Annotated in this window: 13 protein-coding genes and 1 pseudogene; 7 read left to right on the top strand and 7 right to left on the bottom strand. The window is 68.5% G+C overall.

What is annotated here, in order from left to right; translation table 11 throughout:
• Positions 1–384: 384 nt before the first annotated feature.
• The 3 genes from rpmB to H7965_RS07130 all read right to left on the bottom strand — a co-directional run bounded on the left by rpmB (position 385) and on the right by H7965_RS07130 (position 3,105).
• On the bottom strand, positions 385–687 hold the full coding sequence (gene rpmB, locus H7965_RS07140; protein WP_186769877.1) for a 50S ribosomal protein L28: 303 nt from the start codon (positions 685–687) through the stop codon (positions 385–387).
• Positions 688–823: 136 nt separating this feature from the next.
• Positions 824–1,093 carry a hypothetical protein gene (locus H7965_RS07135; protein WP_186769876.1) on the bottom strand — a complete coding sequence of 90 codons (270 nt, stop codon included), beginning with the start codon at positions 1,091–1,093 and terminating at the stop codon, positions 824–826.
• Positions 1,094–1,203: 110 nt separating this feature from the next.
• Positions 1,204–3,105: an ABCB family ABC transporter ATP-binding protein/permease gene (locus tag H7965_RS07130; RefSeq protein WP_186769875.1), complete on the bottom strand. Its 1,902-nt coding sequence runs from the start codon at positions 3,103–3,105 to the stop codon at positions 1,204–1,206.
• Positions 3,106–3,188: 83 nt separating this feature from the next.
• Here H7965_RS07130 and H7965_RS07125 point away from each other — a divergent pair, with 83 nt between their 5' ends.
• Positions 3,189–4,037 carry an NUDIX hydrolase gene (locus tag H7965_RS07125; RefSeq protein ID WP_186769874.1) on the top strand — a complete coding sequence of 283 codons (849 nt, stop codon included), beginning with the start codon at positions 3,189–3,191 and terminating at the stop codon, positions 4,035–4,037.
• A 15-nt stretch (positions 4,038–4,052) separates the two neighbouring features.
• Here H7965_RS07125 and H7965_RS07120 read toward each other — a convergent pair whose 3' ends face one another.
• The 3 genes from H7965_RS07120 to H7965_RS07110 all read right to left on the bottom strand — a co-directional run bounded on the left by H7965_RS07120 (position 4,053) and on the right by H7965_RS07110 (position 6,281).
• On the bottom strand, positions 4,053–4,421 hold the full coding sequence (locus H7965_RS07120) for a hypothetical protein (protein ID WP_186769873.1): 369 nt from the start codon (positions 4,419–4,421) through the stop codon (positions 4,053–4,055).
• 739 nt (positions 4,422–5,160) lie between these two features.
• Positions 5,161–5,949, bottom strand: a complete 789-nt coding sequence (locus H7965_RS07115) for an aldolase (RefSeq protein ID WP_186769872.1) — start codon at positions 5,947–5,949, stop codon at positions 5,161–5,163.
• 83 nt (positions 5,950–6,032) lie between these two features.
• The gene (locus H7965_RS07110; RefSeq protein WP_186769871.1) at positions 6,033–6,281 is read right to left on the bottom strand and encodes a hypothetical protein; all 249 of its coding nucleotides are present in this window, start codon (positions 6,279–6,281) and stop codon (positions 6,033–6,035) included.
• 44 nt (positions 6,282–6,325) lie between these two features.
• Between H7965_RS07110 and H7965_RS07105 the strand changes: the two genes are divergently transcribed.
• Complete coding sequence (locus H7965_RS07105; RefSeq protein WP_186769870.1) at positions 6,326–6,763, top strand: VOC family protein; 438 nt, start codon at positions 6,326–6,328, stop codon at positions 6,761–6,763.
• A 51-nt stretch (positions 6,764–6,814) separates the two neighbouring features.
• Positions 6,815–7,777, top strand: a complete 963-nt coding sequence (locus H7965_RS07100; protein ID WP_186769869.1) for a Bug family tripartite tricarboxylate transporter substrate binding protein — start codon at positions 6,815–6,817, stop codon at positions 7,775–7,777.
• 259 nt (positions 7,778–8,036) lie between these two features.
• Here H7965_RS07100 and H7965_RS07095 read toward each other — a convergent pair whose 3' ends face one another.
• Positions 8,037–8,684: a nitroreductase family protein gene (locus H7965_RS07095; RefSeq protein WP_186769868.1), complete on the bottom strand. Its 648-nt coding sequence runs from the start codon at positions 8,682–8,684 to the stop codon at positions 8,037–8,039.
• Between the two features lie 224 nt (positions 8,685–8,908).
• Here H7965_RS07095 and H7965_RS07090 point away from each other — a divergent pair, with 224 nt between their 5' ends.
• The 4 genes and pseudogenes from H7965_RS07090 to H7965_RS07075 all read left to right on the top strand — a co-directional run bounded on the left by H7965_RS07090 (position 8,909) and on the right by H7965_RS07075 (position 13,500).
• Positions 8,909–9,406: a cupredoxin domain-containing protein gene (locus H7965_RS07090; RefSeq protein ID WP_186769867.1), complete on the top strand. Its 498-nt coding sequence runs from the start codon at positions 8,909–8,911 to the stop codon at positions 9,404–9,406.
• 100 nt (positions 9,407–9,506) lie between these two features.
• On the top strand, positions 9,507–10,751 hold the full coding sequence (locus H7965_RS07085) for a Zn-dependent hydrolase (protein WP_186769866.1): 1,245 nt from the start codon (positions 9,507–9,509) through the stop codon (positions 10,749–10,751).
• 233 nt (positions 10,752–10,984) lie between these two features.
• Positions 10,985–11,330: pseudogene (locus tag H7965_RS30780) on the top strand (transposase); the annotation flags it as partial.
• 478 nt (positions 11,331–11,808) lie between these two features.
• The gene (locus tag H7965_RS07075; protein WP_186769864.1) at positions 11,809–13,500 is read left to right on the top strand and encodes a capsular polysaccharide biosynthesis protein; all 1,692 of its coding nucleotides are present in this window, start codon (positions 11,809–11,811) and stop codon (positions 13,498–13,500) included.
• Positions 13,501–13,932 lie beyond the last annotated feature (432 nt).

The following is a 13,932-nucleotide window of genomic DNA, read 5'->3' as shown; positions in this document are numbered from 1 at the left end:
CATGTCATCGCATGCTGAGGGGCGGGGTTCCGTGCACTCGCGCACATCCCGTCAGGGATCGGTCGTCGTCAAACCGCGGGGTTAGGCGACCGGCAGCCGAAGCCGGGCCCGGGTTCCATCCGCGGCGCCCGGGGGCAAGGTCCTCGGCCGGCAGGCCGGCGCCCTCATCCTCGATGATGATTGCCAAGCTGTCCGGCGTCGACACCGGGCGCGGGTCGATCCAATCCTCATCCCGCGTCAGGCGGGCGGCGCGGCTCCGGCGGAAGGCGTGCAGCACGAGCATCACCGCCACCAGGATGAGGCTCAGCGCTATCAGGGTACCGGGCGTCGCCCCAGCATGGGGCCGGGAGCCTAATCCGGGCTGAACGGTCAGCCCGGGGCACATCAGGCCGCGGCGGCGGCCTTCTTCGCCTGCGCCTTGGCGATGCGGCGCTTCAGGGTCAGCGCCTCATCCGGCAGGTTCCGGTTCGGGGTGCCGAGCAGGAAGGCATCGAGCCCGCCATTGTGCTCGATCGTCCGGATGCCGTTGGTCGACAGCCGCAGCTGCACCGAGGCCGCCAGCACATCGGAGAAGAACGACGTTTCCTGCAGGTTGGGCAGGAAGCGGCGCCTGGTCTTGTTATTCGCGTGGCTGACGTTGTTACCCGTCAGCACGCCCTTCCCGGTGATGCCGCAGCGGCGAGCCATGGTGCTAATCCCGAAAACAGCCATGCGCGGTCGAAGGGGCCGGAAGGGACCCTCACCGCGCAGGGGGTGGTCTGCAAGGTGGGCGGATATGCCGCGCGCCGAGGCCGGCGTCAAGCCGGCCTGGAGCCGACCGGGCTCAGGCCGCGCCGTGGCCGCCGCCGGGCAGCTGGTCGCGCATCTCCCGCAACTCGCCGGATTCGACCGAGGCGAGGGCATTGCGCAGCACCGCGGCGACGGCGCGATCATCGAGGCTGCGGGCCAGCAGCCCGAGCGCGCCGCCGAGCAGCGCCGAGGCGACCGAGATCGGCGCGATCTTCTGGTCCATCATGTATTCGATGGCCTTGTCCACCACCGACCCGGCATGGCTGAGATCATCCGGGGCCACGCCCTGGGGGTCCAATTGCATACGGCGGCCTCCTGCTTCGTCCCGAAATAGGGCCTAGGGCGGTCGGCTGAAACCCCCGGCCACAGATCGCAAACGGGCGTTACCCCAAGGCCACGCCTGCCGCCAGGATGTCAGGGCGTCGCGCCGAGGTCCTCGCCGAGCCGCGCCGTGCGCGGCCGGGCGAGGTCTGCCGCGGCCTGCGCTGCCGCCGCCGCCTCGGCCATTGCCACCGCCTCCGACTGCCGCCGCCACATCTCGGCATAGAGGCCGTCGCGGGCGATGAGGGCGGAATGATCGCCGCGCTCGGCGATGCGTCCGTCCTGCAGCACGATGATCTCATCCGCATCGACCACCGTCGACAGCCGGTGGGCGATGACCAGGGTGGTGCGCTCGGCCGAGATCTGGCGCAGCGCCGCCTGGATCTCCTGCTCGGTGCGGGTGTCGAGGGCGCTGGTCGCCTCGTCGAGGATCAGGATGCGGGGATCCTTCAGGATGGTGCGGGCGATGGCGACGCGCTGCTTCTCGCCGCCCGAAAGCTTCAGCCCGCGCTCCCCCACCATGGTGCGGTAGCCATCCGGCAGGCGGAGGACGAAGTCATGCACCTGCGCCAGGGTGGCGGCGCGCACCACCTCGGCGTCCGTCGCACCAGGCCGGCCATAGGCGATGTTGTAGCGGATGGTGTCGTTGAACAGCACGGTGTCCTGCGGCACCACGCCGATGGCGGCGCGCAGCGAATCCTGCGTCACCGTACGGACCGGCTGGCCATCGACCATGATCTGGCCGCTGGTTGCATCGTAGAAGCGGAACAGCAGGCGGGAGATGGTGGACTTCCCCGCCCCGGTCGGCCCGACGATCGCCAAGGTCCGCCCCGGCGGCACGCGGAAGGAGACACCCTTCAGGATCTCCCGGTCCGGCCGGTAGCCGAAGCGCACATCCTCGAACACCAGCTCGCCCGGGCCGGCGGCCAGCGGCACCGCATCCGGCGCATCCGCCACCTCCTGCGGCTCGCCCAGCAGGGCGAACATCTCCTCGGTGTCGGTCAGCCCCTGCTTGATCTCGCGATAGGCGAAGCCGAGGATGTTCAGCGGCATGTAGAGCTGGATCAGATAGGTGTTCACCAGCACGAAATCGCCGGTGGTCATCTGCCCCGCCACCACCCCCTGCGCGGCCAGCAGCATCACCAGTGTCAGGCCCACGGCGATGATCGTCGCCTGGCCGGCGTTCAGCATGTTGAGGCTGATCTCGGACCGCACATAGGCCCGCTCGTAGCGGGTCAGGCTTTCGTCGTAGCGGCGCGCCTCATGCGCCTCATTGCCGAAGTACTTCACCGTCTCGTAGTTCAGCAGGCTGTCGATCGCCTTGGTATTGGCATCCTGATCGGTCTGGTTCATCTCCCGCCGGAAGCGCAGCCGCCAGTTGGTGAACATCAGGGTGAAGGTGATGTAGCCGCCGATCGTCACCAGCGTCACCGCGGCGAAGGTGAAGTCGAACATCGCCCAGAGAATCATTGCGACCAGCAGGATCTCGATGATGGTCGGGATGATGTTGAACAGCATGAAGTTCAGCAGCAGCGTGATGCCGCGGGTGCCGCGCTCGATGACGCGGGACAGGCCACCGGTCTGCCGGTCCATGTGGTAGCGCATCGACAGCGCGTGCAAATGGGCGAAGACCGCAAGCCCGATGCGCCGCGCTGCCCTTGCCTGCACCTTGGCGAAGACGGCATTGCGCAACTCGGCGAAGGCGCTGCTGGCGACCCGCAGCAGCCCGTAGCCGACCACCAGCGCCACCGGCACTGCGACCAGCGCCGCCGCAGCGCCCGCCTTCGGCGCCAGCGCATCCACCGCCCTGGCATAGGCGATCGGCACCATCACATTCGCCGCCTTGGCGGCGACCAGCAGCAGCAGCGCCGCCACCACCCGGGCGCGGAGCCCCGGCTCCCCATGCGGCCAGATCCAGGGCAGGAGGGAAATAATGGTACGCAGGTGGCTTCGCTCGGCCGCCTTCTGTTGGGCCACTTCAGAAATCTCCGGCATCTGCTGCGGGACATAGGCCGGAACGCCGGGCCGGCAAACCGGCCATCTGGCCGGGACCATCGGCCCGGCGGTAAGGAAGGCGGATGAGCCCCTTCCAGCGGCATATCGACGCCTGCAACAACGCCCCCTCACCCGCCGGGCTGATCCCCTTCCGAATCGGCGCCGAGCAGGTCGGCTGGCTGGCGCCGGAGCTGGCCCGGGCGCTGACCTTCTTCCCGCGGGAGGTGCATTTCGACGCCGGCGGGGCGGCCCTCGCCGCCCGGCTGCGCAGCCCGGGCGCCCGGTCCGAGGCACTGGCGGAGATCGCCCGATCGCTTTCCGGCCGCGGCTTCTTCCGCCAGCGTGGCGAGCCCTTCGACATCCGCGCCACGGCGGAAGGCCCGGTGCTGGCGACGCTCGACCGCGGCGCCATTCCGGCCTTCGGCATCATCGCCCAGGGGGTGCATGTGAACGGGCTGGTGCGGGGCGGGGATGGGTTGCGGATCTGGGTCGGCATCCGCTCCCGCGCCAAGGCCATCGCGCCGGGCAAGCTGGACAACCTCATCGCCGGCGGCATCCCGGCCGGGCTCTCGGCGGAGGAATGCCTGGTGAAGGAGGCGGGAGAGGAGGCCAGCCTGCCGCCCGAGCTGGCCGTGGAAGCGCGCCGGGTCAGCCGGCTCTCCTACGTCATGCGCAACGAGGAGGGGCTGCGGCGCGACGTACTGCACTGCTTCGACCTGGAATTGCCCGAAAGCTTCACCCCATGCCCGAATGACGACGAGGTGGAGCGGTTCGAACTCTGGCCGGCCGGGCGGGTGCTGGCGGCGGTGCGCGACACCAATGACGTGAAGTTCAACGTCAACTTGGTGCTGATCGACCTCTTCCTGCGCGAGGGGCTGATCGATCCCGCCGAGGGCCAGGCGCTGCGCGCCGGGCTGGACCAGGGGCCCTGACCCGGCGGGCAGACGCTACCAGCCGTAGACCGGCCGGTAGGCGACCGGCGGCGGGGCGTAATACGCCGGGGGTGGGGCATAATAAGCCGGGGGCGGCGCGTAATAGGTCGGCGGCGGCGCATAGACCACCGGCGGCGGCGGGGCGTAGTAGACCGGCGGCGGCGGTGGGGCGGCATAGGCCGTGGCCGCGCCGGCCGCGAGCGCGCCCAGCGCCAACCCGCCGATGATCCCGGCGGCGATGCCGGCACTGTTCCCGCCATGATGGTGATGCCGCGGCGGGCCGCCCCAGCCATATCCGCCATGGCGGTGCCAGCCCTCCGCCTGGGCCGCCGGCGCGGCCAGGACGGTGACGACAAGGGCGGCGGCAGCGATGCGAAGCTTCATGTTCGAGACCCTCCTGGGTCGATGCTGCGCATGAAACGCCACGATCGCAGCGGCATTGTGGCTGGAAGCTGGCGGAATATGGCAGCGATCCGGGAATATGTGATCCGCGCCGGCGGATCGCCAGCTGCGGTCCCTCTACCGATACGGCCTGAACCTGCGCTCACCAGAAAGGCGAAATAGTTTTGCGCAGCCTGGGCCAGGAAGCCCAGGAATCACCCGGTTCCGCAATAATTTTTTGGAATTGGACCGATCAGCGAGAGCATTGGGATCGCATTTCCCGCCACCGCAAGTGGTTTGCCAAATTCCAGCGGAGTCATATTTCGACGTTGCTCTTTAACGGAGCAACCAAATGGTGAGATCACGATTTCCCTGTGGAATGAGCTTGGCCCTGCTGAGGATCGCCGCCTGCACTGAGCGGTCGGCCCGCCGGCGCCGGCCAATCTGGGCAGCAGCGCCGTTCAGCCGGTGGTCCCGGGCCCCGCCCGCATCATGTGCGGCATCGGCAACGCCGACATCCGGCGCCAAGGCGGCGGCCCGCCGCTGCGCTGAGCCGCCTGGCGTCAATCTTTCGTACTGGTTCATACTGGCGGCGCTGCCGATCTACCGCCCCTCAATCACCAGGCGTCGCACCAATAGGCACGACCTTGAGGTACGGCGCGACAGGACCAGTGGGCCACGTTCCGGGTGCCCATGGGCATCCCTGCAGCTTCGACATGAATGAACAGTCACGCCGCCAATATCAGGTGGCGAAGTCCGGCTCGTCCTTGGCCAGGATGCGCTTCACGCTGTCGAGGTGCAGCCTGGCGCTCTCGCGGTCGCCGATGCGCATCTGGGCATAGGTCCGCGCCGCCATCTCGGGCGGCACCGGCTTCAGCCTGCGCCCGGTCGCCATCGCCAGCCGCTGCGCCTCGCAGGCCCGCTCCAGGTAGTAGAGGTCGTCCCAGGCCTCGGCGATGCTGGGACCGACCACCATGATGCCGTGGTTCTTCATGAAGACGATGTCGGCATCGCCGATGCTGGCGGCGATCCGGTCGCCCTCGGTCTCGTCCAGCGCCAGCCCGCCGTATTCCTCGTCGACCACGGTACGGCCGTAGAATTTCAGCGCTGATTGCCCGGCCCAGACCAACGGCGGCCCCTCCAGCATCGCCAGCGCCGTGGCGTTCGGCATATGGGTGTGGAAGGCGGCCTTGGCGCGCGGGACATTCTTGTGGACCCGGGCATGGATGTAGAAGGCGGTCGCCTCCGGCACCCCCTCCCCGGCCACCACATTGCCGTGGAAGTCGCACACCAGCAGGCGGGAGGCGGTGATCTCGCTGAACGCCCAGCCATAGGGGTTCACCAGGAACAGATCGTCCCGCCCCGGCACCACGAAGCTCAGGTGGTTGCAGATGCCCTCATGCAGGCCGAGCCGTGCCGCCATGCGGAAGCAGGCGGCGAGGTCGACGCGGGCCTGCCACACCGCCTCGGCGTCGAGGTCGGAATTGCGCAGGATGGGCGGCGCGGCTGAGGTGCCGAGCTGATGGGCCATGGCGAAAGGCTCCGATGCGGATCGCACCGAGGTTCGCAGGCGCGGCCGATGCGGGCAAGCGTCGGAACCGGGGCCGTCGCGGATCAGAACGGGTGGGGCGGCCGGCGCATCCGGCGGTCGCGCTGGCGTTCCCACTGCTCGACCTGGTCGCGGGTCAGGTCGCGGCGGGCCTCGCGCGGGCCGTTCCAGAAGCGGTCGGCGGCTTCCTTCTCCCGCTGCCGCGCCCACCATTGGTCGAGCTGGCGCTGCCGCTCGGCCGGCGTTGGGGCAGGCTGCGCCACGGCCAAAGCGGGCAGCAGGCAGAAGCCGAGCAGGAAGCCGCGGCGGCGCATCGGCGTTATATCGGCATCCCCGCAGCGCAGCGCCAGGAGCCGCCATGCCCGATACCGCCCCGTCGCTCGCCGGAGTGCTGGAGACCGCGCTCTACGTCGATGACATGGCACGGGCGCGCGGCTTCTACGAATCCGCCCTCGGCCTCAAGCCGATGTTCACCGATGAGCGGCTGACCGCCTACCCGGTCGGCGGCCGCAGCGCGCTGCTGGTGTTCCTGCGCGGCAGCACGACCGACACGGTGCACCTGCCCGGTGGCACCATCCCGCCGCATGATGGCCACGGTCCGCTGCATTGCGCGCTGTCGGTCGCCGCCGCCGACCTGCCGGCCTGGGAGGCGCGGCTGGAGGCGGCCGGCGTTGCCATCGAGGGCCGCACCGAATGGCCGCCCAAGGGCGGGGTATCCAGCGTCAGCATCTACTTCCGCGACCCCGACGGGCATCTGCTGGAGCTGGCGACGCCGGGGCTCTGGCCCGTTTGGTAGCTGGCAGCGCGGGACGGCGCCCGATAGCATCCCCGGTGGGGAGGACAACCAATGCCGAAACTCGCCCGCCGTGCCCTGCTCGCCACGCCTGCCCTGCTGTCCGGGCTGGCCGCCGCCCAGCCTCGCGGCATCACCTGGATCGTGCCCTTCGCCGCCGGCGGCATCACCGACACCAGCGCCCGGGTGCTGGCACAGCGGATGACCCAGAGCCTGGGGCAGAATGTGGTGGTTGAGAACCGGCCGGGCGCCGGCGGCACCATCGGCGCCGAGGCGGTGGCGCGCAGCGCGCCGGATGGGCTGACCCTGCTCTACGGCAGCCAGGGGCCGATGGCCGCGGCACCGGCGATGTACCCGGGGCTGCGCTACGATCCGCGGCGCGACCTGGCGCCGGTGCATGGCATCGGCGCCTCGCCGCATCTCATCGTCACCGCCACGGCCCGGCCCTGGCGCAGCCTGACGGAGCTGGTGGCGGCGGCGCGCGCGCGGCCGGACGGGCTGACCTATGCTTCGGTCGGCGTCGGCACCTCGCCGCATCTGGCGGCGGAGACGCTGCAGCAGGCGACCGGGGTGCGCATGGTCCACGCGCCCTATGCCAATGGTACCCAGGGGCTAAACGACGTCATCGCCGGGCGGGTGGATGTGATGTGGGACTACCCGCTGACCAGCCTGGCGCATGTGCGGGACGGAAGGCTGCGAGCGCTGGCCGTCACCGATGCCGAGCGCGTGGTGCTGGCGCGGGAGGTGCCGACCGTCGCCGAGGCCGGGGTGACGGGGGCGGAGCTGGTGCCCTGGGCCGGGCTTTTCGTCGCCGCCCGCACCCCGCCCGAGGCGGTGGCGCGCCTCGCCATGGCGTTGCGGGAAGCGATGCTGGACCCGAAGGTGCAGGAGTTCTTCGACGGCACCGGCACCACCCTCTGGCCGCGCATGGGCGGCGAGGAGCTGCGCAGCTTCCTGGCCGAGGAGGTGCCGCGCATCGCCGGGCTGATCGCCCGCGCCGGCGCGCGGGCCGGGTGATGCGACCCTGGACAGAGCGGATAGCGGAGGGGCGCGAACGCCCCGCAGCGTGAATCCGCCCTGCAAATGAAGGCTGCGGCGAATCGCGCGGTGGATTGGCAGGCCGTTGGACATGCCGGGCAGGGCTCCCCCCGTGCCCCACCATCATGGTCGGGCATGACCGGGACACCCAGGCCAACCGGCTTGGCCGGACATATGGATGCGCGGATCAGGTCCGCGCCCGAGGGGAGGTGCGGATCCGCGCTTCTCGGCAGCTTGGCTAGCGTCCGGCCAGCGCCGGCCAGGGCTTCCCCCAATCGTCGAGGTAGACGATGTCGGCCAGCTTGCCGCGCCCGACCGGGCCGAAATTCCCCATCGGCCAACCGATCGGCAGGATGGCGTAGGAATGCACCCCGGGCGGCAGGCCGAGCGCGGCCTCGGCCTCTGCCTCGAACAGCAGGTGCCGGGTCGTCAGGGTCGAGCCGAGGCCAAGCGCGCGCGCCGCCAGCAGCATGTTCTGCACCGCCGGGTAGATCGAGGCGCCGGAGGCGCGCGTCGGCTTGGCCGCTTCCTCGAGGCAGGCGACGATCCAGACCGGCGCCTCGGCATAGTGGTCGGTCAGATACTCCACGGCGGCGTGCTGGCGGTGGTAGCGTTCGGCGGTGACGCCGGGCGGCGGCGCGCTGGCGGCGTAGCGTGGCCCGACCACCTCGTCGAAGGCCTTCTTGTACCAGCGCTGCACCGCTTCCTTCCGCGCCTTGTCCTTCAGCACCAGGAAGCGCCAGCGCTGGGTGTTGCCGCCATTGGCGGCGGCGGTGCCGGCTTCGAGGATTTTGCGGATCAGCTCATCCGGCACCGGGTCCGGCTTCAGCCGCCGCATGGCGCGGGTGGTATGCAGGATGTGGAAGATCTCGGTGTCCTCGGCCATGCGCGCAGCTCTCTCTTGCCGCGGCGAGCCTCCCACGCCCGGGCACCGGCGGGAAGCGCCCGCCGGCGGACGCCGACGATTCAACAGCCATCAGCAGTATTCACTTGTTCATTGCTTCATTTTCTTTGCTTTTGGCCATCCATGCTGGCCTTTTCCGATTTTCATTGCCACCATCTTCGAATTGGCATCTTGTTTACTGCCAAGTCATCGCAAGGACCAAGAGATTGGGACACACTAAGGCTTTCGGCCGGCGCTCGCTGGCCGGACTCGCGCTGCTCGGCGCTCCGGCCGGCACCGCCTTCGCCCAGGGCGGCGGCGATCTGTCGCGGCAGGCGCCGATCGAGGTGACGGTCACGCTCGGCACCCCGGACCACCACCGCTTCGAGCCCGCGCAGCTCCGCTTCCGCACCGGGCTGCTCTACCGGCTGGTATTGCGCAACCCCAGCCAGGTCCCGCACTACTTCACCTCGGAGGGTCTCGCCGCCAGCGTCTGGACCCGCAAGGCGCAGGTGATGGGCCACAGCGCGGCGGGGCAGCCGATGGTGCTCGCCGAGATCAAGGGCGCGCTGCGGGAGATCGAGGTCTATCCCGGCCAGACCGCGGAATGGTGGTTCGTCCCGGTCCAGGCCGGCCGCTTCACCGACCTGCGCTGTGAAATTCGCGCGGCGGACGGCAGGACCCATGCGGAGCATGGCATGCGCGGCGAGGTGGTGATCGAGTAGCGCCTGGGGCAGCCAGCGCTACGGCGGTTTCCGCCAGGCCCATAACGGCGCTAGACCCCATCCCAGGCGCGACGGCGCATGACCAGACGGGGCTTTACCGATGAGCGGCACCAACCAGCGGATCGACGGCAAGCGGCTGTGGGACAGCCTGATGTCCATGGCCGAGATCGGCGCCACGCCGAAGGGCGGCGTCAGGCGCCTGACCCTGACCGAGGTGGATCGGCGCGGCCGCGAACGCTTCACCGAGTGGTGCCAGGCGCTGGGCCTGACGGTGCGGGTCGACGCCATCGGCAACATGTTCGCCCGGCGCGAGGGGCGCGACCCCGGGCGCCTGCCGGTGCTGATGGGCAGCCACCTCGACAGCCAGCCCTCGGGCGGGAAGTTCGACGGCGCGCTGGGCGTCATCGCCGGCCTCGAGGTGATGCGCTCGCTGCACGACCTCAATATCCAGACCGAGGCGCCGATCGAGCTGGTGAACTGGACCGATGAGGAAGGCAGCCGCTTCGGCCATTCGCTGATGGGCAGCGGCGCCTGGGCCGGCATCTATCCGCTGGAGAAGGTCTATGGCCTGACCGATGTCGAGGGTGTCACCGTCGAGCAGGCGCTGACCGGCATCGGCTACAAGGGCGAGCACCCGGCGAAGCCCTTCCCAGCCGACGCCTATTTCGAGCTGCATATCGAGCAGGGCCCGATCCTGGAGAAGGAGGGCAAGCGGATCGGCATCGTCACCGGCGCCCAGGCGCAGGTCTGGTACGATGCGAAGGTGACCGGGCAGGACGCCCATGCCGGCACCACCCCACCCTCCGCCCGGCGCGACGCGCTGGTCTGCACGGCGCGGATCATCAACCTGGTGGACCGCATGATGCGGGCGCGCGGCGAGGATGGCCGCGGCACGGTAGGGCAGCTGCATGTCTTCCCCAACAGCCGCAATGTGGTGCCCGGCGAGGTCCGGTTCAGCGTCGAATTCCGCCACCCCGACTTCGCCGAGGTCGAGCGGCTGGCCGCGCAATTCCCACGCGAGGCGGGCTTCCTGGCGCGCGACTGCGGCACGCCGCTGGAGCTGACCGAGCTGTTCCGCCTGCCGGCCCAGCCCTTCGACCCGGCCTGCGTGGATTTGGTGCGCCAGGCGGCGGCGAAGCTCGGCTACCCGGCGCGGGAGATCGTCTCGGGTGCCGGGCATGACGCGGTCTACGTGGCGCGCAGCGTGCCGACGGCGATGATCTTCACCCCCTGCAAGGACGGCCTCTCCCACAATGAGGCCGAGAGCATCGAGCCGGAGGAGGCGGAGGCCGGCTGCCAGGTGCTGTTCGAGGCGGTGCTGGCGCGGGCGAACCGGGCGCTGTAGCGCCCCCCGCAGCGGGTCGCGCCCAAGGCCGGGCGCAGACCGCTGCCGGCCCTGGTCACGCCGCCCGCGATCCCGCCCGGTACTGCTCGTCGCTGATCTTCTCATCCGGTCTGCGGCCTTGCCGTCGAGCTTTTACTGCATGGCGGTATCGGTCATCGCCGTGGCGCCATGCCAGGGTTTCTCGCCCGGCGGAACCAGACCACGCCGGATCTCCTCCACCGGCCTACCCTTGCGCTGCGTCCATGGTGCTCGACGGGCCGATCAACGGCCACAGCTTTCAGGCCTATGTCGACCAGGTCCTGGCGCCTGAGTTGCGTCCCAGCGGTATCGTCATCATGGGACAATCCCGGCCACCATAAGGGCGCCGGCATCAGGCCCGCCATCGAGGCCACGGGCGCCAGCCTGCTTTACCTCCCGCCCCAAAGCCCCGACTTCAACCCGATCGAGAACGCCTTCACCAAACTCAAGGCCCGCCGGGAAGCCACCTGAACTGTCGATGCCCTCTGGAACGCCATCGGGCGCCTCATCGACCTCATCACTCCCGACGAGTGCAGCAACATGTTCGCCGCCGCCAGATAGGATCAGGACCGATCGGCTGCCGCTTTAGGCGTGTCGAAGGTCGGGCTGCTCCACCCATCCTGGCGACGGTCGTATGGGAAAGGCCCCGACGCGCAGGCATGCAATCGGCAGCCCCGTCCTGATACCCGGCGGTGCACTGCTGCCCTGCTGCCAGGCCCGTAAGGCAAGTTCCAGAAACGGGGCGAGACCGCCTGCCGATGCCCGCTGGAATGGTTCGGCTGCCATAGCCGAATGCAATTATAGATAGATTTGCATTCAAGAAATTCAACTGTTGCGCTCTCGCAAACCATTCATTAACCGATCTGCATCACAAATACGACGCCGCAAAGATCATGCGATCTCACCGTCGGATCCGCCACGCAACCCTTCTTGTTGCGATATAGGAATGGGCCAGCGCTGGCACAAAAGGCTGCGGTGAGGCGGAGTTTGATGGCGGCAACTGGCCGTCCTACCGCGCTGCCACAACTGAATCTGCATGATGAACCATTTCGTGCCTCTGGATCAGCAACCTGTCTCCGCGGTTGCCAGCAGGCATGTCGCCCCAACAGGAAGTGGCGGTGCGTCCGAGACGCTTTGGGGGCATCCCGCACCTGCCGCCTGCCCACTACAGGACAATCTACGCATCGGGCTTCTTTCGAAAAAGGTCGCCCAGATCCCCGATCTGAACGGATTCTTTCCGGCGGCATCCAAGCTTGTACTGTTCCCGTCCGACCCGGCGACCATCGATGTCGCTGCCGGATGGGGCCGGAAGATAAGCGGAACACGAGCCAAATCCTACGCGGAGAGGGTCAATAAGCCCTTGCTCCTGCTTGAGGATGGCTTCGTCCGGTCTTTCGGCCTGGGCGTACACGGAGCGCGCCCGCTGAGCATCGTGATCGATGACATAGGCATTCATTTCGACGCAACCGCGCCATCGCGCCTCGAAGCGCTGCTCCAAGACGGCGGGTGGGAGGGTCGAGAGCTCCTAAGCCGGGCCAAGGCCTGCATTGCCTCGCTACGACGCTTGCAGATCTCCAAGTACAACGTTGGCGCTGCCCCCTCGCCTGAGCTTGCGGCCAGCATCCGTGATCCCTTCGTGCTGGTTGTTGACCAGACGATGGGCGACGCATCCATCGAGCTTGGGCTGGCAGGCCCGCATAGCTTCACCGCCATGCTGCACGCCGCACGGCGCGAGAACCCCGGCAAGCGTGTGCTTGTGCGGACCCACCCTGACGTCATGTCGGGGCACAGGTCGGGCTATCTCACACAGCTCGCGGCGGAGATCGATGCGGAGCTCGTGTCGGAGCCGGTGAACCCCTGGGCCCTCGTTGAGCGGGCCGATCGCGTTTACACCGTGACAAGCCAGCTCGGCTTCGAGGCGCTGATGGCAGGCAAGTCGGTGCGCTGCTTCGGCATGCCGTTCTACGCCGGCTGGGGCGCAACCGAGGACGAGTTCCAGTGCGTCCGGCGTACCCGCAGTCGCTCCGTCGAGGAGATCTTCGCGGCAGCCTACCTGCTCTACGCGCGCTACGTCGATCCGTTCACCGGGACGGCCACGACGCTCGAGCACACCATCGACACCATCGCCCGCTGGCGATCCCTTATCGGGAATGGCCCTGCCGTTTGCCTCGGCTTCTCCGGCTGGAAGCGGGGAAATATCCGCCGCCTTCTCGGTCACGGCGGCACGCCTGTACTGTTCCGACGCTCAGCCAAGCGGGCCGTGAAAGCGGCAGCCCGTATCAACGGCCAGGTGGTGGTCTGGGCTTCGCGTGAGCCAGGGGATCTCGCCTTGCGGGCCGCTCAGGCCGCGGTTCCGGTCGCGCGGATGGAGGACGGCTTCCTCCGTTCGGTCGGACTGGGTGCTGCCTTGATACCGGCGCTCTCCTACGTGCTCGATCGCCGCGGCATGCACTATGATCCGGCTAAAACCTCCGACCTCGAGGCATTGGTACAGGCGGGAGGATTCGAGCCTGCCTTGCTTGCCCGGGCGCGCGCGCTTGCTGACACCATCATCACTGCCCGGGTCACCAAATACAATGTTGGGCCCACCGAAGTGCGGAGATTTTCGCCGATCGGTGTGCCTGCCAGGAGCATGCGGTGGAGTAGGAGGAGCCCGATGGCATCTGGCCGTTCCAGCGCGATCTGGGACTCGTCCAACATTCTCCGAGATGCGCCGCAATGCAGGTTGTAAATCGCCCTGGCCAGCGCACGGACAAGGCGCGAATGAGCGGGCAGGAAGAGGCTGGCAATGTTGTTCGCCGTGACAACTGCTTCGCAGTGCGATCGCAGCATGGCCAAGTACACGCCATCGAGGGTGAACGTGGCCCGATCGGCAACAAGGGAACCCCCGGTCGAGGCACTTCCCGCCTAAGCACCTGCCCGCTGCATCAAGGAAGTCAAGCCGATGTCCTTGAGCACCACGTCCGGATGGAGCGACATACTGATCATCCCCTTTTCGCCTCAGAGCCCATCCGAAAAGGGATTGAGTTACCTGAATCGGATGTGATTCCCTTCTCCTGCGGGCGATTTGTGGGGAAGCAGGATGGCGTGGACAGCGGAGCATCGGCGTGCGGCGGATCGGCGCGGGCTGCGCTACCCCTCCGATCTGACGGATGCCGAATGG

The sequence above is a fragment of the Siccirubricoccus deserti genome (genome assembly GCF_014283215.1).
Classification (GTDB): domain Bacteria; phylum Pseudomonadota; class Alphaproteobacteria; order Acetobacterales; family Acetobacteraceae; genus Siccirubricoccus; species Siccirubricoccus deserti.
Note: the sequence above shows the minus strand (reverse complement) of the source record. Positions and strands in the feature narration are given on the sequence as shown.

What these genes read in the sequence shown, in the direction of transcription:
- rpmB (WP_186769877.1), bottom strand. Translation starts at nt 687, where the DNA reads ATGGCTCGCCGCTGCGGCATCACCGGGAAGGGCGTGCTGACGGGTAAC.
- H7965_RS07135 (WP_186769876.1), bottom strand. Translation starts at nt 1,093, where the DNA reads ATGCAATTGGACCCCCAGGGCGTGGCCCCGGATGATCTCAGCCATGCC.
- H7965_RS07130 (WP_186769875.1), bottom strand. Translation starts at nt 3,105, where the DNA reads ATGCCGGAGATTTCTGAAGTGGCCCAACAGAAGGCGGCCGAGCGAAGC.
- H7965_RS07125 (WP_186769874.1), top strand. Translation starts at nt 3,189, where the DNA reads ATGAGCCCCTTCCAGCGGCATATCGACGCCTGCAACAACGCCCCCTCA.
- H7965_RS07120 (WP_186769873.1), bottom strand. Translation starts at nt 4,421, where the DNA reads ATGAAGCTTCGCATCGCTGCCGCCGCCCTTGTCGTCACCGTCCTGGCC.
- H7965_RS07115 (WP_186769872.1), bottom strand. Translation starts at nt 5,949, where the DNA reads ATGGCCCATCAGCTCGGCACCTCAGCCGCGCCGCCCATCCTGCGCAAT.
- H7965_RS07110 (WP_186769871.1), bottom strand. Translation starts at nt 6,281, where the DNA reads ATGCGCCGCCGCGGCTTCCTGCTCGGCTTCTGCCTGCTGCCCGCTTTG.
- H7965_RS07105 (WP_186769870.1), top strand. Translation starts at nt 6,326, where the DNA reads ATGCCCGATACCGCCCCGTCGCTCGCCGGAGTGCTGGAGACCGCGCTC.
- H7965_RS07100 (WP_186769869.1), top strand. Translation starts at nt 6,815, where the DNA reads ATGCCGAAACTCGCCCGCCGTGCCCTGCTCGCCACGCCTGCCCTGCTG.
- H7965_RS07095 (WP_186769868.1), bottom strand. Translation starts at nt 8,684, where the DNA reads ATGGCCGAGGACACCGAGATCTTCCACATCCTGCATACCACCCGCGCC.
- H7965_RS07085 (WP_186769866.1), top strand. Translation starts at nt 9,507, where the DNA reads ATGAGCGGCACCAACCAGCGGATCGACGGCAAGCGGCTGTGGGACAGC.
- H7965_RS07075 (WP_186769864.1), top strand. Translation starts at nt 11,809, where the DNA reads ATGAACCATTTCGTGCCTCTGGATCAGCAACCTGTCTCCGCGGTTGCC.